This window comes from Amycolatopsis sacchari (assembly GCF_900114035.1).
In the GTDB taxonomy this organism is placed as follows: domain Bacteria; phylum Actinomycetota; class Actinomycetes; order Mycobacteriales; family Pseudonocardiaceae; genus Amycolatopsis_E; species Amycolatopsis_E sacchari.
On the sequence record NZ_FORP01000019.1, the window covers coordinates 67,973 to 85,599 of the forward strand.

Annotated in this window: 18 protein-coding genes; 12 read left to right on the plus strand and 6 right to left on the minus strand. The window is 71.4% G+C overall.

Translation table 11 applies throughout. The features are described 5' to 3' along the window. Positions 1 to 16: 16 nt before the first annotated feature. The 4 genes from BMZ92_RS26460 to BMZ92_RS26475 form a co-directional block, all read right to left on the minus strand. Positions 17 to 889 carry an amino acid ABC transporter permease gene (locus BMZ92_RS26460; RefSeq protein WP_091512830.1) on the minus strand — a complete coding sequence of 291 codons (873 nt, stop codon included), beginning with the start codon at positions 887 to 889 and terminating at the stop codon, positions 17 to 19. Next, on the minus strand, positions 886 to 1,533 hold the full coding sequence (locus tag BMZ92_RS26465; RefSeq protein ID WP_091512833.1) for an amino acid ABC transporter permease: 648 nt from the start codon (positions 1,531 to 1,533) through the stop codon (positions 886 to 888). The genes BMZ92_RS26460 and BMZ92_RS26465 overlap by 4 nt, the downstream gene beginning before the upstream one ends. Before the next feature lie 78 nt (positions 1,534 to 1,611). After that, positions 1,612 to 2,526 (minus strand): glutamate ABC transporter substrate-binding protein, encoded by a 915-nt coding sequence (locus BMZ92_RS26470; RefSeq protein ID WP_091512835.1) that lies wholly within the window; start codon positions 2,524 to 2,526, stop codon positions 1,612 to 1,614. Positions 2,527 to 2,579: 53 nt separating this feature from the next. Beyond that, on the minus strand, positions 2,580 to 3,308 hold the full coding sequence (locus tag BMZ92_RS26475) for an amino acid ABC transporter ATP-binding protein (RefSeq protein ID WP_177228880.1): 729 nt from the start codon (positions 3,306 to 3,308) through the stop codon (positions 2,580 to 2,582). A 229-nt stretch (positions 3,309 to 3,537) separates the two neighbouring features. Between BMZ92_RS26475 and BMZ92_RS26480 the strand changes: the two genes are divergently transcribed. From BMZ92_RS26480 to BMZ92_RS26505, 6 genes are all read left to right on the plus strand, one after another. Next, complete coding sequence (locus BMZ92_RS26480; protein ID WP_091512986.1) at positions 3,538 to 3,753, plus strand: ribbon-helix-helix protein, CopG family; 216 nt, start codon at positions 3,538 to 3,540, stop codon at positions 3,751 to 3,753. Next, the gene (locus BMZ92_RS26485; protein WP_091512840.1) at positions 3,753 to 4,100 is read left to right on the plus strand and encodes a type II toxin-antitoxin system PemK/MazF family toxin; all 348 of its coding nucleotides are present in this window, start codon (positions 3,753 to 3,755) and stop codon (positions 4,098 to 4,100) included. Before BMZ92_RS26480 ends, BMZ92_RS26485 begins: the two co-directional genes overlap by 1 nt. 37 nt (positions 4,101 to 4,137) lie before the next feature. After that, the gene (gene miaB / locus BMZ92_RS26490) at positions 4,138 to 5,628 is read left to right on the plus strand and encodes a tRNA (N6-isopentenyl adenosine(37)-C2)-methylthiotransferase MiaB (protein WP_091512843.1); all 1,491 of its coding nucleotides are present in this window, start codon (positions 4,138 to 4,140) and stop codon (positions 5,626 to 5,628) included. After that, positions 5,625 to 6,092 (plus strand): Rv2732c family membrane protein, encoded by a 468-nt coding sequence (locus tag BMZ92_RS26495; protein WP_091512846.1) that lies wholly within the window; start codon positions 5,625 to 5,627, stop codon positions 6,090 to 6,092. The genes miaB and BMZ92_RS26495 overlap by 4 nt, the downstream gene beginning before the upstream one ends. Positions 6,093 to 6,866: 774 nt before the next feature. Then, the gene (locus BMZ92_RS26500; RefSeq protein WP_091512848.1) at positions 6,867 to 8,414 is read left to right on the plus strand and encodes a Na+/H+ antiporter; all 1,548 of its coding nucleotides are present in this window, start codon (positions 6,867 to 6,869) and stop codon (positions 8,412 to 8,414) included. Positions 8,415 to 8,455: 41 nt separating this feature from the next. Further along, on the plus strand, positions 8,456 to 8,995 hold the full coding sequence (locus BMZ92_RS26505) for an NADPH-dependent FMN reductase (protein ID WP_091512850.1): 540 nt from the start codon (positions 8,456 to 8,458) through the stop codon (positions 8,993 to 8,995). A gap of 34 nt (positions 8,996 to 9,029) precedes the next feature. Here BMZ92_RS26505 and BMZ92_RS26510 read toward each other — a convergent pair whose 3' ends face one another. Next, the gene (locus BMZ92_RS26510) at positions 9,030 to 10,340 is read right to left on the minus strand and encodes a DUF349 domain-containing protein (protein ID WP_091512852.1); all 1,311 of its coding nucleotides are present in this window, start codon (positions 10,338 to 10,340) and stop codon (positions 9,030 to 9,032) included. Between the two features lie 214 nt (positions 10,341 to 10,554). Here BMZ92_RS26510 and BMZ92_RS26515 point away from each other — a divergent pair, with 214 nt between their 5' ends. From BMZ92_RS26515 to dapF, 3 genes are read left to right on the plus strand one after another with little or no spacing between them, the layout of a single operon-like run. Beyond that, a complete protein-coding gene (locus BMZ92_RS26515; RefSeq protein WP_091512854.1) occupies positions 10,555 to 11,223 on the plus strand; it encodes a DODA-type extradiol aromatic ring-opening family dioxygenase in 669 nt (222 codons plus the stop codon). Next, positions 11,217 to 12,119: a tRNA (adenosine(37)-N6)-dimethylallyltransferase MiaA gene (gene miaA / locus BMZ92_RS26520; protein ID WP_218153557.1), complete on the plus strand. Its 903-nt coding sequence runs from the start codon at positions 11,217 to 11,219 to the stop codon at positions 12,117 to 12,119. The genes BMZ92_RS26515 and miaA overlap by 7 nt, the downstream gene beginning before the upstream one ends. 9 nt (positions 12,120 to 12,128) lie before the next feature. Further along, complete coding sequence (gene dapF, locus BMZ92_RS26525; RefSeq protein ID WP_091512858.1) at positions 12,129 to 12,947, plus strand: diaminopimelate epimerase; 819 nt, start codon at positions 12,129 to 12,131, stop codon at positions 12,945 to 12,947. On the opposite strand, the gene BMZ92_RS26530 is transcribed toward dapF, so the two are convergent. Then, positions 12,938 to 14,176, minus strand: coding sequence for an MFS transporter (locus BMZ92_RS26530; RefSeq protein ID WP_091512860.1), 1,239 nt, complete (start codon positions 14,174 to 14,176; stop codon positions 12,938 to 12,940). The genes dapF and BMZ92_RS26530 overlap by 10 nt on opposite strands. Positions 14,177 to 14,238: 62 nt before the next feature. Here BMZ92_RS26530 and BMZ92_RS26535 point away from each other — a divergent pair, with 62 nt between their 5' ends. From BMZ92_RS26535 to BMZ92_RS26545, 3 genes are read left to right on the plus strand one after another with little or no spacing between them, the layout of a single operon-like run. Then, positions 14,239 to 14,739: an ArsR/SmtB family transcription factor gene (locus BMZ92_RS26535; RefSeq protein WP_091512862.1), complete on the plus strand. Its 501-nt coding sequence runs from the start codon at positions 14,239 to 14,241 to the stop codon at positions 14,737 to 14,739. 43 nt (positions 14,740 to 14,782) lie between these two features. Continuing rightward, entirely contained in the window at positions 14,783 to 16,213 is a 1,431-nt protein-coding gene (gene hflX / locus BMZ92_RS26540; protein ID WP_091512864.1) for a GTPase HflX, read from the plus strand. Positions 16,214 to 16,232: 19 nt separating this feature from the next. Next, a complete protein-coding gene (locus tag BMZ92_RS26545) occupies positions 16,233 to 17,252 on the plus strand; it encodes an SdiA-regulated/phytase-like domain-containing protein (RefSeq protein WP_425425861.1) in 1,020 nt (339 codons plus the stop codon). Positions 17,253 to 17,627: the final 375 nt, after the last annotated feature.

The following is a 17,627-nucleotide window of genomic DNA, read 5'->3' on the forward strand; positions in this document are numbered from 1 at the left end:
CCTTTCCGTACCGGGATCAGCCTGCCTTGAGGTCGGCTTCGAGGGCGATCTCCTCGGCCTTCGTGTCCGTACCCGCCAGGTGCTTCTTGCTGCGCCGGTTGCGCCGCTCCAGGTACGTGGCGAGCGCGGTGAGCAGCAGGCACAGCACGATGTAGATCGCCGCGACGACGAGCGTCGACGGCACGATCGGCCTGCCGAACTGGCCCTGCGTGCCGATGTAGCGCGCGTAGTACAGCAGCTCCTGGTACGTCACCACGAACCCGAGCGCCGTGTCCTTGAGCAGCACCACCAGCTGGCTGATGATCGTCGGCAGCATCGACCGGATCGCCTGCGGGATCAGGACGAGCGTCATCACCTGGGTCTTGCCCATGCCCAGCGCGTACGCGGCCTCGCTCTGGCCCTTCGGCAGCGCCTGGATGCCGGCGCGGAACACCTCCGCCAGCACCGAGCCGTTGTACAGCGTCAGCCCCAGCACCACGGCCATGAACGACGACATCTGGATGCCCAGCGCCGGCAGGCCGAAGAAGAACAGGAACATCAGGATCAGCAGCGGGATGGCGCGGAACAGCTCGACGATGAAGGTCGAGATCCCGCGCACCCACGCGTGGTCCGACAACCGCCCCGCCGCGAAGACCGCACCGAAGATCAACGCCAGCACCGCACCCAGCGCGAACGCCTTGAGGGTGAACAACAACGCGTTCGCGAGGTCGCGCTGGACCTGCGCGTACTCCAGCCATTCCCAGCGGCGCGCGGTGAACTGCCCGCTGTCGTAGAAGCGATAGACGATGAACGCGAGTACCGCCGCCACCACCAGGATGCCGATGACCGCGAACAGGCGGTACCGCATCCGGGCGCGCGGCCCGGGGATGTCGAACAGGACGTTGCTCATCGGGACACGCTCCACCGCTTCTCGAAGGCACGCTGGACCAGCGACAGGACCGCGACCAGGATGATGAACCCGAGCGCGACCCACAGCAGGCCGACCAGCTGGTTGTCCCCGCGCTCGGCGAGGTACTGCCGGATCGCGCCCGCCTCGACCACGTTGAACCCGGCGGCGATCGTGGTGTTCTTCAGCAGCGCGATGAGCATGCTCATCAGCGGCGGCACCACCGAGCGCACCGCCTGCGGCAGCACGATCTGGCCCAGCACCTGGGTGAACGACAGGCCCAGCGCCCGCGCCGCCTCGGCCTGGCCGACCGGCACGGTGTTGATGCCGGAGCGCACGACCTCGCAGATGAACGCCGACGTGTAGATCGTCAGCGAGACCACCGCGGCCGTGAAGTAGCTGAGCTTGACCACGTCCAGCAGCGGGTACGCGAAGACCAGGAACGCGAACACCAGCGTCAGCGGCGTGTTGCGCAGGATCGTCACGTACACCGTGCCGACCGCGCGGAACACCGGGACGGGGCTCACGCGCAGCATCGCCAGGAACGTGCCGAAGACCAGGCTCGCCACCGCCGCGATGACGAAGAGCTTGATCGTGGTCAGGAAGAACGGACCATAGAGGTCCAGGTTGTCGAGCAGGACGTCCATCGGGCCTTCCCCGCCGCGGGTCGAATCAACGAGGCCGGTGGGCGCTCGGCACGAGCACCCACCGGCCACTGCCGGAAATCAGTATCGCTGGATGGTGGGCTTGGTCGCGGTCGAACCCGACTTGCCCAGGGTGGCGTCGTAGATCTTCTGCCACGTGCCGTCGTCCAGCGCGGCCTGCAGCAGGTCGTCGATCTTGTTGCGCAGCACCGAGTCGTCCTTGTTCAGGCCGATGCCGTACGGCTCGGTCGAGAACGGCTCGCCGACGACCTTCAGGGTGTCGGGGTCCTGCGCGGCGAAGCCCTTGAGGATCGCGTCGTCGGTCGTGACGGCGTCCACCTCCTTGGTGTTCAGCTTCTCGACGCACTGCGAGTACTTCTGGAACTCGACGATGTTGCCCGGCTCGGTCAGGCCCTGGTCGCGCACGCGCTGGATCGGGGTCGACCCGGTCACCGAGCAGACCTTCTTGCCCTTCAGGGTGTCCTTGCCGGTGATCGAGTTGTCGTCCTTGCGCACCAGCAGACCCTGGCCCGCCTGGAAGTACGGGCCCGCGAACGACACCTGCTGCTTGCGCTTGTCGGTGATCGTGTACGTGCCGACGTAGTAGTCGACGGTGCCGTTGGCGATGGCCGCCTCGCGCGCACCGGAGTCGACGGTCTGGTAGGTGATCTTGCTTTCGTCGTAGCCGAGTCCGGCCGCGACGAGCTTCGCGATCTCGATGTCGAAGCCCGCGTACTTGCCCGTCGTCGGGTCCTTCTGGCCGAGGCCGGGCTGGTCGTCCTTGACGCCGATGGTCAGACCGCCCTTGCCCTTGATCTTGGCGAAGGTCGCCGAGCCGGGCAGGTCCACGTTCTGCGCCACCGTGTAGGACGGCGTGGCCGCGGAGTTGGCGCCCGAGTCGCCGGTGCCGCCGCTGGACGGCGTGCCCTCCTTGCCGCAGGCGGTCAGCGCGAGCGCGCCGACCAGCAGCCCTGCCGCCAGGGTGCGGATCCTCATTCGAACTTCCCTGCTTCCTCTGGTGGGGCGGCGCGCGTCGCGCCGCGGACTTCCTAGTGGGTCAGGATCTTGCCGAGAAAGTCCTTCGCACGGTCGGACTTCGGTTGCGTGAAGAACTCGTCCGGCGTGGCGTCCTCGACGATCTCACCGTCGGACATGAACACCACCCGGTGCGCGGCACGCCGGGCGAAACCCATCTCATGGGTGACGACGAGCATGGTCATGCCGTCGGCCGCGAGCGCGGTCATCGTGTCGAGCACCTCCTGGACCATTTCCGGGTCCAGCGCCGAGGTGGGCTCGTCGAACAGCATGACCTTCGGCTTCATCGCCAGCGCGCGGGCGATCGCGGCGCGCTGCTGCTGCCCACCGGACAGCTGCGCCGGGTACTTGTCCGCCTGGTTGGCGATCCCCACCCGCTCCAGCAGCTCCATCGCCGTCTTGCGGGCCTCGCCGCTCGGGACCTTGCGGACCTTCACGGGGGCGAGCATGACGTTCTCGACGATGGTCTTGTGCGCGAACAGGTTGAACGACTGGAAGACCATGCCGACGTCGGCGCGCAGGGCCGCGAGCGCCTTGCCCTCGGCGGGCAGCGGCTTGCCGTCCACCGCGATCTCGCCCGAGTTGATCGGCTCCAGGCGGTTGATGGCGCGGCACAGCGTCGACTTGCCGGACCCGGACGGGCCGAGCACCACGACCACCTGGCCGCGCGGCACCTCCAGGTTGATGTCCTTCAGCACGTGCAGGTCGCCGAAGAACTTGTTCACGCCGGCCGCCTTGATCATCGCCGGCGACGTCGCTGTGGTCATCGATCCCTCCATACACCCCGGCCCATCCGGCGATCTAACACCGAAGCGGCGGTCGCCGCCCGCAAATCGGACCAAAAGCAACCTAGGTGTCATCTGCGCACCCGGCCGAAACCTTAGTCAGCAGGTGAGCCGGTGTGCGCCCGGGTCCGGTTCCGGGTAGCATCAGGGTAGCAAAGGCATTACCACTGAGGGTAGCATGTGGGACATGAAGCTGAGTGTGAGTCTGGGTGAGGAAGACGTCGCCTTCCTGGACGAGTACGCGGCGCGGACGCAGGCGGGGTCCCGTTCCGCGGTGCTGCACCGGGCCATCGAGCTGCTGCGCGCCTCGCAGCTCGAGGACGCGTATGCCGAGGCCTGGCAGGAGTGGGAGATGGAGGAGTCGCGGTGGGAGGCCGTCGCGGGTGACGGTCTGGGCCGCTGATGCGCCGTGCCGAGATCAGGCTCGTCGACCTCGAACCGGTCCGGGGTGCGGAGTCGAACAAGACGCGGCCGGCGGTGATCGTCAGCAACGACGGCGCCAACGCGGTGGCCACCCGGCTGGGCCGCGGCGTGGTCACGGTCGTGCCGGTGACGACGAACGTGACGAAGGTGTACCCGTTCCAGGTACTCCTGCCGGCGAGGGCGTGCGGGCTGAAGGCGGACTCGAAGGCGCAGGCGGAGCAGGTGCGCTCGGTGTCGGTGGAGCGGATCGGGCGCAAGACGGGCCAGGTGCCGGCGGAGGTGATGGCGAAGCTCGACCAGGCGCTGCGGGTGCACCTGGGCCTTTAGCACGGGGCGCCGGTGAGCGGGTTTACCCTGGTGGGCGATGACTACGACAGAGGTCGGCAGAACGTACCAAATCCGTACTTTCGGCTGCCAGATGAACGTGCACGACTCCGAGCGCCTCGCCGGGCAGCTGGAGGAAGCGGGCTACGTGCCCGCTGCCGAAGGGGCCGCGCCGGACCTCGTCGTGTTCAACACCTGCGCGGTGCGGGAGAACGCGGACAACAAGCTGTACGGCACCCTCGGGCACCTGCGTCCCGCCAAGGACGCGAACCCGGGCATGCAGATCGCCGTCGGCGGCTGCCTCGCGCAGAAGGACCGCGGCGAGATCGTCAAGCGGGCCCCGTGGGTCGACGTCGTGTTCGGCACGCACAACCTCGGCTCGCTGCCGGTGCTGCTCGAACGCGCCCGGCACAACGCCGAGGCCGAGGTCGAGATCCTCGAATCGCTGGAGACGTTCCCGTCGACGCTGCCCGCCCGGCGTGACTCCGCCTACTCGGGCTGGGTGTCGATCTCGGTGGGGTGCAACAACACGTGCACGTTCTGCATCGTGCCGTCGCTGCGCGGCAAGGAGCGCGACCGGCGGCCGGGCGAGGTGCTCGCGGAGGTCGAGGCGCTCGTCGCGGAGGGCGTGCTCGAAGTGACGTTGCTGGGGCAGAACGTCAACTCCTACGGGGTCGAGTTCGGTGACCGGCAGGCGTTTTCGAAGCTGCTGCGCGCGTGCGGGGCGGTGGACGGGCTGGAGCGCGTCCGCTTCACCTCGCCGCACCCGGCCGCGTTCACCGACGACGTGATCGAGGCGATGGCCGAGACGCCGAACGTGTGCCACCAGCTGCACATGCCGCTGCAGTCCGGTTCCGACCGGGTGCTGAAGGAGATGCGCCGTTCGTACCGGGCGGCCCGCTATCTGTCCATTCTGGACAAGGTGCGCGCGGCGATGCCGGACGCGGCGATCACCACCGACATCATCGTCGGCTTCCCCGGCGAGACGGAGGAGGACTTCCAGGCGACGCTGGACGTCGTCCGCGAGGCGCGGTTCTCCAGCGCGTTCACGTTCCAGTACTCGAAGCGGCCCGGCACGCCGGCGGCGGAGATGCCCGGGCAGCTGCCGAAGGAGGTCGTGCAGGAGCGTTACGACCGGCTGGTGGAGCTGCAGAACGACATCGCGTGGCAGGAGAACAAGAAGCTGGTCGGGCGCAAGGTCGAGCTGCTGGTCGCGACGGGCGAGGGCCGCAAGGACGCCGAGACGCACCGGATGAGCGGCCGGGCGAGGGACGGCAGGCTCGTGCACTTCACGCCGACCGGTCCGGCGGTGGACCGCGAGGTGCGGCCGGGTGACGTGGTCGAGACCGTCATCACCTACGGCGCGCCGCACCACCTGGTCGCCGACGGTGACCTCCTGACGCACCGGCGCACGCGGGCGGGCGACAACGTGGCGGCGGGGCTGCGGCCGAAGACGGACGGGGTCAGCCTCGGGCTGCCGTCGTTCGGCGCCCCGAAGGCGGTGCCGGTGACGGGCGGGTGTGGCGCATGAGTGAGCGCGAAACGGATCTGGACCGCCTGACCGCGGACGTCGACGCGATCGGCAAGAAGGCCGCGCGGACCGTCGAACTGGGGCGGCGGGGGTTCGTGCTGTCGGTGCTGGTGTTCGCGCTGCTGGTCGCGCAGCTGCTGCCGTGGGTCGGTCACCACGCGGGCTGGCAGGTGCTCGTCGGCCAGGGCGGGGCGATCCCGCAGCTGTTCGCCGTCACGTCGACGGTCATCGGCGTGCTGTGCTCGGCGCTGGCGCTGAGCACGCGCCTGTGGTGGCTGACGTGGGTGTGCGCGATCGGCGGCTGGTTCTCGTCGGTGGACGGCCTGCTCGCGGTGTGGTCGCAGCAGTCGGCGGGCGCGAACGGCGCCGCCGGCGGCGGTCCCGGGCTGGGCATGGTGCTCGCACTGGTGGCGATCATCCTGGTCGCGGCGAACTGGATGCGCACCGCCTTCTCCCGCAGCTGACCGCGGCCCGGGGTCGGGGAGAAACCGGCGCGGTCGACGTGCCACCGCCACGGCTTGAGCTGATTCGGCCGTTGCGCCAGCTCGCTCGGTGGCCGGTGGGCCGGGTTTCCGCTAGTCGCGCGAGGCGCGCGGGAGCCCGTTCGGTGGCCGGTGGCCTCGGGTTCCGCCCGTCGCGCGAGGCGCGCGGGAGCCCGCTCGGCGGCCGGTGGCCCCGGGTTCCGTCCGTCGTGCGAGGCGCGCGGGAGCCCGTTCGGCGGCCGGTGGCCCGGGTTAAGTCTGTAGCGCCAGGTGCGCGCGAGCCCGGCCCGCAGCCAGCGGCGCCCGGGTTCCGCCTGCCGTGCCAGCCGCGAGCCTGCCCGGCGGCCAGTGATCCCGGTTTTCCGCTAGGCGCGCCCGATCTGCGGCCACCGAGGCCCGGTTTCCGCCAGTCACGGCAGCCCGCTCGGCGGCTGGTGGCCTCAGGTTCCGCCGGTCGTGCCAGCCACGCGCGAGCCCGCCCGGCGGCCAGTGGCCCCGGGTTTCCGCCACTCTTGCCAGCCGCGCGAGGCCGCCCGGCGGCGAGCCGTGCCCGTCCCGCCCTGCCGCCAGGCGGCGCGAGCCCGGCCACGGCCTCGGCGGTTCCGACGCGGCCGTCCCGGCTCGAAAGGACAGCAAGCCAGCCCCACCGAGCCGCCCCGAACTCCCCGCGCCCTCCCCAGCCTCCCGCCCCCGAACTCCCCGCCCCAGCCCGCCGGAATCGCGAGCCCGGGGCAACCCCATTAGCCTCCTGGGCACATGCGCGCCGTTGAAACCGTTCTCGCCCTCGTCGTGCTCGCCACGGTCGTCACGGCGTTCGCGGGGCGGTTGCGGGTGCCCGCGCCCTCCCTGCTCGTCGTGGCGGGGATCGTCGCCGGGGTGCTGCCCGGGGTGCCCGACATCCGCGTGACGCCCGACGTCGTGAGCCTCGTCGTGTTGCCGCCCCTGCTGTTCGCCGCGGGGGAGGAGCTGCCGTGGCGGGACCTGCGAGCCGTGTGGCGGCCGGTCTCGGTACTGGCCGTCGGCCTGGTGGTCGCGTCCGCCGCGGTCGTCGCCGTCGTCGCGGCGGCCATCACGCCCCTGCCGCTCGGCCTGGCGTTCGTGCTCGGCGCGGTGCTCGCCAGCACCGACCCCGTCGCCGTCACCGCACTCGGGCGCAGGCTGTCGCTCCCACCCCGCGTACAGGCACTGGTGCAGGCCGAAAGCCTGTTCAACGACGCCACCAGCCTCCTGCTCTTCCGCGTCGCGCTGACCGTCGGCCTCGCGGCGGGCTCCGTGTCGTGGGGGCACACCGCGGCGCAGTTCGGCCTGCTCGTCGGAGGCGGACTACTGGTCGGCGCAGTCGTCGCGGCCGGGGCGTATGCGGTCCGGCGGCGCACGGAGGACCCGGTGCTGGAGACGGTGATCTCGCTCGTCACCCCGTACGCCGCGTACGTGCTGGCCGAGGCTGTCGAAGGTTCCGGGGTCACGGCGGTCGTCGTCGCGAGCGTCATCCTCGGCACCCAGGCCCAGCGCATGACCACCGCCCGCATCCGGCTCCAGCTCGGCGCCGTCTACGGGACCGTGGTGTTCCTGCTCGAAAGTGTCGTGTTCGGCTTGATCGGCCTGCAGCTGCCCGAACTCGTCCGGGACGTCTCGACCACCACCCCTTGGCCGCTGCAGGCCCTGGTCATCGCCGTGACGCTCCTCGTCGTGCGGCTGCTGTGGGTGTTCCCGCTGGCCGCGCTCCGCCAGCGGCGCGCCGGCGGGCGCCCGACGTGGCAGGTGCCGGCGGTGGTGTCGTGGGCGGGTGCACGCGGGGTCGTGCCGCTCGCCGCGGCGTTGTCGATCCCGCTGACCTCACCGCCGGAGCACGGCGACCTCGTCCTGCTGCTCACCACGGCCGTCATCGTCCTCACGCTCGTGGTGCAGGGCTTCACGCTCGCCCCGCTCGTGCGGCGGACAGGCGTCGCGCTGACCGCCGAGGCCGTGCGGCAGGAACACAGCTCCGCCCGGCTCCGGCTCGCGAAGGCCGGTCTGTCCTACCTCGACGAGCTGGCCGAGACCGAGGCCGCGCCGCGGTTCCTCGTCGACCAGCTGCGGGACGCGTGGCAGGCGCGGCTCCAGCGGATCTCCGAGAACGAGCCCGACGAGATGACCAACCTGACCACCGCGCAGGCGTACCGGAAGCTGCGGCGCCAGGTGCTGGCGGCGGAGGGGCGGGAGCTGGACCGGCTGTTCCGGGCGGGCGAGGTCAGCGACCACACCCGTCGCGCGATCCAGCGGGTGCTGGACCTGGAACACGCCGGCCTCGGCGACGACTCCTAGCCCGCGCCGTCCTTGACCTCGACCTTACTTCAGGTTTTGACGTGGCGCCGAACCTGGAGGTGATCGTCGGCAGTGTCCGCAGTGGACGGTTCGGTGCGCACGTCGGAGGCTGGGTGCAGAAGGCACTGCTCGACACCGGCGTCGACGTCGATCTGGTCGACCTGGCGGAGCTGAACTTCCCGCACATGATGGACGGCCACTCCGACGCGGCGGCCTTCGCGGAGCGCGTGGGGTGGGCGGACGCGATCGTGGTGGTGACGCCGGAGTACAACCACAGCTACCCGGGCCCGCTCAAGTCCGCGATCGACAGCGTGCGGGACGAGTGGAAGGCCAAGCCGGTGGGTTTCGTGTCGTACGGCGGGATGTCGGGCGGGCTGCGGGCGGTGGAGGCGCTGCGGCTGGTGTTCGCGGAGCCGCACGCCGTGACCGTGCGGGACTTCGTGAGCCTCCACAACCCGTGGGGCAGGAAGGACTACCCGGGCCCCGCGGAACGCGATGCGCTGCTGGGCATGCTGCGGCAGCTGACCTGGTGGGCGCGGGCACTCGGCAACGCCCGCGCCACGGTGCCCTACCCGGCCTGACGCCCCCGCGACGCCGACCGAAAACCGAATCGCCTCAGCGGTCCGCGACCGCCCGCTCCGCGGCGACCATCCACTCGCGCCACTGCGCGGCCTGCTCCTCGGCCTGCTTCGCACGGCGCTCGTCGCCCGCGGCACGCGCCTTCGCGGCCTGCGCCTCGAACTGGTGCACCCGCTCGCGGAACTGCTCGACCCGCGCCTGCGCCTCCGGATCGGTCCGGCGCCAGCGGCTGTCCTCGGCCTCGCGGATCCGGTCGGCGACAGCCTTGAGCCTGCCGTCCAGCTCCCGCATCCGCTCGCGCGGCACCTTGCCGATCTCGTCCCACTGCTCCTGCAACCGCCGCAGGTGCGCCTTCGCCGCCTCGAGGTTCGCCGCCGGGTCGATCTTCTCGGCCTCGGCGAGCAGTTCCTCCTTCTTCGCGGCGTTCTCGGCGAACTCGGCGTCCCGCTCGGAGAACACCGCCGACCGGCGCGCGAAGAACTTGTCCTGCGCCGCGCGGAAGCGCTGCCACAGCGCGTCGTCGGTCTCCTTCGGCGCGCGGCCGGCGGCCTTCCACTCGGCCATCAGGTCCTTGTACCGCCCGGCCGTGGGCCCCCAGTCGTCCGAGTCGACGAGGGACTCCGCCTCGGCGATCAGCTCCTCCTTGCGGGCCTTGGCCGCCGCACGCTGCTTGTCGAGCTCCGCGAAGTGCGAGCCGCGGCGCCGGTTGAACGCCTCCCGTGCCTTCGAGAACCGCTTCCACAGCTCGTCGTCGGTCTTGCGGTCGACGCCCTTGATCGTCTTCCACTCGTCGAGGATCGCGCGCAGCCGGTCGCCGGCGGCCTTCCACTGGGTCGACTCCGCGGCGATCTGCTCGGCCTCCTCGGCCAGCGCCTGCTTGCGCGCGATCGCCGCCGTGCGGGCCTCCTCGCGCTCCTGCTTGGCGCTGGCGAGCGCCTCCTCGGCCTTCGCGACGATGCGGTCCAGCCGGTCGCCCAGCGCGGCCAGGTCCCCGACCACCGCCGCGTCGGCGAGCCCGTCCCGCAGCTGGACGGCGCTCGACAGCGCGTGCTTGGGGTCGCCCGCCCCGGAGTTCAGCCGCGTGGCCAGCAGTTCGACCTCGGTCCGCAGGTCGTCGAAGCGGCGCGCGTAGTGCAGCAGCCCCTCGTCGGGACTGCCCGCCTGCCACACGCCCACCGCGCGTTCACCGTCCGCGGTCCGCACGTACACGTTGCCTTCGTCGTCCACCCGGCCCCAGCGGGACGGGTTCGGCTCGGCGGGGGGAACCGGCCGGTCCTGGCCCGCCGGCGGGTGCGGCAGCGGCATCTTGTGCGGCGCCGGGGCGCCGGGCGTGATCTCGTCGGCCATCGCAGGCTCCTTATCGCCTGTCGGGCCCGCCTGGTCCGGCGGGCGCCCCACCGGGGTGGGGCCGGGTCGTGCGGGGGAGCGCTTCGACCCCCACGCCGCATTCAAGCAGTTCAGCACGGCTTGTGGTACTCGGTGCGGTGGTCGGAGCGGGTGATTCTACTGTGGCTGGCTGTCGGGCGGGGGTGTTGCGGGCCGCCCGGTAACCTCGACCAGTGTGATCACGCGTGCCGTCGTGGTGCCACACCCCCCGTTGCTGGTGCCACGGCTTTCCCCCGGGCCGGAGCCCGAGCTGACCGCGTTGCGCGACGCCTGCGTGGCCGCCGTGCGCCGTCTCGGGCCGGTCTGGACTGCGGTCGGTGTGCACGAGAAAGACCAGGTCATCGCGCCGGGTTCGGCGGGCACCTTCCGCGGTTACGGGGTCGACGAACGGGTCCGGCTGTCGGCTTCCGGCACCGGGTCCGGCCTCCCGTTGCCCGCGCTCGTCGCGGGCTGGCTGCGGGAGCAGGCGGGTGCGGAATCGGTCGAGGTCCGGCTCGTCGCCGCGACCACACCGCCCGCGGAATGTGCCCGCTTGGGCAAGGAACTCACGGGTGACCTGCTCATCCTCGGGGACGGCTCCAACCGGCACGGCCCGCGTGCGCCCGGCAGTGAGGACGAACGCGCCCCGGCGTTCGACGACGCCGTCGCGAAGGCGCTCGCCAACGCCGACACCGAGGCCCTCCTCGCGCTGGACCCGGCGCTCGCCGACGCGCTCGGCGCCCGGGGCCGCGTGCCGTGGCAGGTGCTGGCGGGCGTCGCCGGTGACTGGCGCGCCGAACTGCTGTACTCCGCGGCACCCTTCGGCGTGGGGTACCACGTCGCGGTGTGGGAGCGCGGGTGCTGAAGCCGATCGCGGTCGTCGGCCCCACGGCGACCGGGAAGTCCGACCTCGCCATCACGCTCGCCGAACGCCTCGGCGGCGAGGTGGTCAACGCCGACGCCATGCAGCTCTACCGCGGGATGGACATCGGCACCGCCAAGGTGCCGCCGCAGGAACGCCACGGCGTCCCGCACCACCTGCTCGACGTCCTCGACGTCACCGAGACCGCTTCGGTCGCCGCGTACCAGCGTGACGCCAGGGCCGTCGTCGAACGGCTGCTGGCCGACGGCAAGGTGCCCGTGCTCGTGGGCGGATCGGGCCTGTACGTGCAGGCGGTGCTCGACGACCTCCGTTTCCCCGGCACCGACCCGGCGATCCGCGCGCGGCTCGACGCCGAGGCGGCGGAACTCGGCCCCGCAGCGTTGCACGAACGGCTCACCCGGCTCGATCCCGCGGCCGCGACGGCGATCCTGCCGTCCAACGCGCGCCGGATCGTGCGGGCGCTGGAGGTCATCGAGCTGACCGGGCAGCCGTTTTCGGCGAACCTGCCCAAACCGGGACCACCCCGTTACGACACCGTGCTCATCGGGATCGACCGCGCGGTCGAGGAACTCGACGAGCGCGTGGAACTGCGTGTGGACCGGATGTTCGCCGAGGGGCTCGTGGCCGAGGTGCGCGCCCTCGCCGCCCGTGGCCTGCGAGAAGGCAAAACCGCTTCCCGCGCTTTGGGGTACCAGCAGGTGCTGGCGGAGCTGGATGGTGCCGGGGACTTCGCGGCAGCCGCCGCGGCCACGAAACAGGCCACGCGCCGATTCGTTCGCAGGCAACGATCCTGGTTCCGGCGGGACGCGCGGATCCAGTGGTTCGACGGAAGCGATCAGGACGTGGCCGAGCGAGTGCTTTCCGTGGTGGCCCAGTAGTCTGATCGGGTGGCGATCGAGTTTCTCAAAGGGCATGGCACACAGAACGACTTCGTGCTGCTGCCCGACCCGGACGGCCTGCTGGACCTGACGCCGTCCCGGGTCGCCGCGCTGTGCGACCGGCAGCGGGGGCTCGGTGCCGACGGCGTCCTGCGGGTGGTCCGGTCCACCGCGCTGGGCCTGCCGTCCGAGGGCGAGTGGTTCATGGACTACCGCAACGCCGACGGGTCCGTCGCGGAGATGTGCGGCAACGGCATGCGCGTGTTCGCGCGGTACCTCACGGACACCGGGCTGGAGTCCGGCAGCGAGTTCGTCGTGGGCAGCCGTGCCGGGGACAAGCCCGTCCTGGTGCGCCCGGACGGCGAGGTCACGGTGCACATGGGCCCCGCGGCCATCACCGGCGCCTCGGTCGCGCTCGTGGACGGGCGCAACTTCTCCGGCGTCGCGGTGAACGTGGGCAACCCGCACCTGGTGTCCATTGTGGAGGACGACGTGGCGGAGCTGGACCTGCGCGACCAGCCGCGGTACGACGAGGATTTCTTCCCCGAGGGCGTGAACCTGGAGTTCGTGAACCCCATCGGTGAGGGCGCGTTGCGGATGCGCGTGTACGAGCGCGGGGTCGGCGAGACCCGCTCGTGCGGCACGGGCACGGTGGCGGCGGTCGCGGCCGCGCTGCACCTCGCGGGCACGGACACCGGTGAGTCCACTGTGGACATCCCCGGTGGTAGGGTCACGGTCGCGCTCGACCACGGGGCGGCGACGCTGACCGGCCCGGTGGAGTTCGTCGCGCGTGGCGAGCTGTTCGACGACTGGTGGGCTCAGGCGTAGGCGTTCTTCGGGACGTCCCGCATCCTGCGCAGCGGCGAGAACAGCAGCAGCGCCATGGGGATCACGAGCGCGGCACAGCCGATCCACAGCGTGCCGCGCACGCCCAGCCACGCGCCCAGCCCACCGCCGACGAGGCCGCCGATCGGCATCGTGCCCCACACGACGAACCGCACGGTCGCGTTCATCCGGCCCAGTAGCCGGTCCGGGCAGACCGCCTGCCGGTAGCTGACCTGCGCGACGTTGTAGACGATCACGCCGAAGCTCTCCACGGTCATGCCGAAGGCGATGAGCGCGATGCGCCAGTCCGGCCCGGCCAGCGGCGTGAGCAGCTGGAACGGCCAGGTCAGCAGCGGGACGAGCCAGATCGACCGCGCCTGCCCGAGCCTGCGGGTGACCCACCCCGCGGACAGCGCGCCGAGCACGCCGCCGACGCCGAACGCGGTCATGAGCGCGCCCACCGCGGCCGGGCTCAGCCCCAGGTCGCGGGTGAAGAACAGGATCATCATCGACTGGAAGACGGTGTTGCCGAGGTTCGCGGTGGCGGTGCACAGCGTGATCGGCCGCAAGGTCGGGTTCCGGAACACGAAGCCCAGCCCTTCGGCGATCTGCCGCCGCAGCGGCAACCCGTTGTGCGGCTCGGGTTCCGGCTCCGGAGTCCTGATGCGCCACAGGAACAACGCCGAGGCGAGGTAGCCGAGCCCGGTCGCGAACACCGCGTTCGCCGCGCCGGCGAGCTGGGTCAGCCCGCCGCCCGCGCCGGGGCCGACGACCTGGGCGACCGACTGGCTGGCCTGCAGCTTCGCGTTGCCCTCCAGCAGGTGTTCGCGCCCGACGAGCGAGGGCAGGTACGACTGGTACGACACGTCGAAGAACACCGTGGCCACGCTGACCAGCAGCGCCACCACGATGAGCTGGGTGAGCGTCAGCACGCCGGTCCACCACGCGATCGGCACGGTGCACAGCAGCGCCGCGCGGGTGAGGTCGGCGCGCAGCATCAGCGGTCTTCGGCGCATCCGGTCCACCCACACCCCGGCGGGCAGGCCGATGAGCAGGAACGCGGCGTTCTCGGCCGCGGTCAGCAGGCCCATCTGGAACGGGGTCGCCGCCAGCACGGTGGCCGCGAGCAGCGGGACCACCGTCTGCCCGACGAACGTGCCCGCCTGGCTCACCGTGTCGCCCGCCCACAGGAGCCGGAAGTCGCGATGGAACCAGAGTGAGTCGCGCCGCATGCCGGACAGCCTCCCGCAAGCGATTGGAAAGCGTCAATCACTTTGCGCCCTAAGCTGAACCGGTGGACCACCCGCGCCGTCCGGCGACCGAGGCGGAGGCGAACGCGCTCGCCTCCGGAATACGCCTGCGCATCATCCGGTTGACCTATGCGGAGGCGTTGACCAACAAGGAGCTGGCGCAGCGCCTAGGCCGGGATCCGGCGACCGTCCTGCACCACGTGCGCAAGCTGGTCGAAACCGGGTTCCTCGCCCCGCAGCCGCCGCGCCGAGGCAAGCGGGGGGCGAAGGAGATTCCCTACCTTTCGACGGGGTTGTCCTGGAGCTTGGAGGGTGCGGGCCTGCACGAGAAGGTCGGCGAGGCCATGCTCGAGGCTTACCTCGGCGAGATCGCCGAGGTGCCGCCCTCCGAACTGCGCCAAACACGGCTCGTGATGCGGTTGAAGCCGGAGGAACGGGCCGAATTCGAAACCCGGTTCCAAGACCTGCTCGAGGAGTTCCGTGCCAGGTCAGCGCCGGGTGGGGAGCAGCTGGCCGTCTACTTCGCGACCTACCCGAGCCGGTAATGCGCTCGGTTTATCCCGCGGGACGTGGGACCATGGAAGGACGATGACAGAACTGACACACACAGACTTTCTGGACGACCCGTCGATCGGCGAGCTGGAGCTGGAGGACCGCGCCTCACTGCGGCGCGTCGCCGGGCTCTCCACCGAGCTGGCGGACATCACCGAGGTCGAGTACCGGCAGCTGCGATTGGAACGGGTCGTGCTGGTCGGCGTGTGGACCGAAGGCACCGCGGCCCAGTCCGAGGCCTCGCTGGCCGAGCTGGCCCGGCTCGCCGAGACGGCGGGCTCCGAGGTGCTGGAGGGTCTCGTGCAGCGCCGCGACAAGCCGGACCCGGCCACCTACATCGGCTCGGGCAAGGTGCGCGAGCTGTTCGACATCGTCGTCTCCACCGGTGCCGACACCGTGATCTGCGACGGCGAGCTCTCGCCAGGTCAGCTGCGCAACCTGGAGCAGCGGCTCAAGGTCAAGGTGATCGACCGGACGGCGCTGATCCTCGACATCTTCGCCCAGCACGCCCGCTCCAAGGAGGGCAAGGCGCAGGTCGAGCTGGCCCAGCTGCAGTACCTCATCCCGCGGCTGCGCGGCTGGGGTGAGTCGCTGTCCCGGCAGGCCGGTGGCCGTGCCGGCGGCGCGAACGGCGGTGTGGGCCTGCGTGGTCCCGGTGAGACGAAGCTGGAGACCGACCGCCGGCGGATCAACAAGCGCGTGGCGAAGCTGCGCCGCGAGATCGCCTCGATGGACGCCATCCGCGAGACCAAGCGCGGGCGCCGCGTCGCCAACGAGGTGCCGAGCGTCGCGATCGTCGGCTACACCAACGCGGGCAAGTCGAGCCTGCTCAACGCCATCACCGGCGCGGGCGTGCTCGTCGAGAACGCGCTGTTCGCCACCCTCGACCCGACCACGCGCCGCAGCGCGACGCCGGACGGGCGCACGTACACGCTGACCGACACCGTCGGTTTCGTGCGGCACCTGCCGCACCAGCTGGTCGACGCGTTCCGCTCGACGCTCGACGAGGCGGCCGACGCCGATCTGCTGCTGCACGTGGTGGACGGGTCGGACCCGGCGCCCGAGGAGCAGGTCAACGCCGTGCACGAGGTGCTGGCGGAGATCAACCAGCGGCGGTCGGGTCCGTTGCCGCCCGAGCTGATCGTGATCAACAAGGCGGACGCGGCGGACGAGCTGTCCCTGGTCCGGCTGCGGCACCTGCTGCCCGACGCCGTGGTCGTCTCGGCGCGTACCGGGTCCGGGGTGAGCGAGCTGGTCGAGGCCATCGCCGAGCGGCTGCCGCGGCCCGAGGTCACCGTCGAGGCCCTCGTGCCGTACACCCGTGGTGAGCTGGTCGCCCGCGTGCACACCGACGGTGAGGTCCTCGCGGAGGAGCACCTGCCGGAGGGCACGCGGCTGTGCGCCAGGGTCCGGCCCGACCTGGCATCGGCGCTGGAGACGTATGTCGTGAACGGCTCTCCGGCCTGACGTCGGTAACGTCGGCGGGGTGACGTCGCGTTGGGGTGCGCTGCTCGCCGTGGTTTCGTTCGTCCTCGCGCTGTCCGTGGCTCCGGCCACGGCGGCGGAGGCGCCGGCCACGGTGTGCACGGTGTCGGACAGGCGGATCAACGAGTTGTCCGGCCTCGTCAGTGACGGGCAGCGCTGGTACGCCATCAACGACGGCGGCTCGAAGGTGCAGGTCTTCGTGCTGGGCCGCGACTGCGCCGTACAGCGGGTGATCAGCAACCCGCTGGACCCGTACGACGTCGAGGACCTGGCCCGCGCGTCCGACGGCACGTTGTGGCTGTCGGACACCGGCGACAACGACAAGAAGCGCGAGACGGTGGCGCTGGTGGCCCTGACACCGCAGGGCAAGGCGACGCTGTACCGGCTGACGTACCCGGACGGCCAGCACGACGTGGAGGCGTTGCTGCTGGACCCGAAGGGGACGCCGTACCTGGTGACGAAGACGCCGTTCGGCGATTCGGGGATCTACCGCCCGGCCGGGGCGTTGAAGAGCCCTGGTCCCACTCCGCTGGAGAAGGTGGGCAGCCTCGATTTCCGCACCACCGACACCCCGGGTGGCCCCGTGGCGGGTTTCGGCTCGGTGCTGGTCACCGGCGGTGCGGTGAGCGCTGATGGCAAGGTCGTCGCCCTGCGCACCTACACGGACGCCTACCTCTACCCGGCCCCGGACGGGGACGTGGCGGCGGCGTTGAAGCGCTCGCCGGTGCGGGTGCCGTTGCCGAACGAGAAGCAGGGGGAGGCGCTGGCCTTCGAACCCGACGGCACGCTCCTGTCCGGTGGGGAGGGCGTCGGGGAACCGATCCGCGCCGTTCGCGGCGCGACGGCGCTCGTGAGCGCGGCGGACGGCGGCGCCCCGGCTGCCGCGGGCGGTCAGGCGAGCACCGGCACGGGCGACCAGAAGGGGATGGGCGCCCTGCCCGCGTTGGTGCTGGCTGTGTGCCTGGCCGCGGGCGGGTTGTTCGTGGTGGGCAAGCTCCGCCGCCGCTTCGGCCGGAAGTGAGCTGGGCGGTGGTGCTGGAGGCGCCGCCGTTGGTGTGGGTGGCGTCGTGGTGTGCTGCCGTGCACCTGCCCCGGGGTGGTTGCTGGTGGTTGGGCAAACTGCGCCGCCGCTTCGGCTGGAACTGACCCGCGGGTTGGAGCCGTCGCCGTGCGCCTGGCCGGGAGGTGGCTGCCGGTGGGCAAGCTGTACCGCCCCGTTGGCCGGAAGTGAGCCGGGCGGTGGTGCTGGAACCGCCGTTGGTGCGGGGTGTCGCGGTGTGGCGATGGCTGTGTCGCCGTGTGGCTGGCCGGAGGATCGGCAAGCTGCACCGCCCCGTTGGCCGGAAGTGAGTTGGGCGGTGGTGCTGGAGGCGCCGTTGGTGGGGGGCGTCGCGAT